Below are 569 nucleotides of genomic sequence, written 5' to 3' on the forward strand. Positions count from 1 at the left end.
GCAAACTTTGTAAATTTTTTAAAGAATTGAGATTGTGTATACTCAACAAGTAATTCATTTTTTCGAGCTCCAAAATTAGAAAAATTGTTGTTATTAATAATGTATGACAACGCACAAGCAAATGAAAGGAGGTGTGTATTAGCAATATCAAGTCCGTTTATATTATAACTAACAGAGCTAACGATTTCATTGCTATGTATTGAAATCATCTCGCCGTTTTCAATATCTATAGAACTATTAGCGGTATAGACGTCATTAGTCTTTAAAAACGTTGTTACGGAAGACAATGTTGAAATGCCTAAGTTAACTTTAAGAATCGAAATCTTGCTTTTTTTATAAGATTTGATAAGTTCTTCTATATAATCTTTTCTGCAAATAGAAACAAAATGTATTGTTTTTTGGGGCATAACTTCATACACAAAGTCGTTAAGATTAATATTTGGAAAAGCCATATTGACTAATTTCTGAGGTTCTGAAACATTGTTTTCAACTTTTTTTGTGATGACATGCTCATTATTGATTAATAATGATACACCAATATCTTGGGGCAAGATGTTTGATAATTCTAC

1 protein-coding gene is annotated in these 569 nt (G+C 29.2%); it reads right to left on the minus strand.

The annotated features are described in order from the left end of the window. Positions 1 to 569: hypothetical protein (locus IEW41_RS14490; RefSeq protein ID WP_188607089.1), on the minus strand; the 569-nt coding region annotated here is incomplete at both ends.

The organism is Aquaticitalea lipolytica, assembly GCF_014641635.1.
In the GTDB taxonomy this organism is placed as follows: domain Bacteria; phylum Bacteroidota; class Bacteroidia; order Flavobacteriales; family Flavobacteriaceae; genus Aquaticitalea; species Aquaticitalea lipolytica.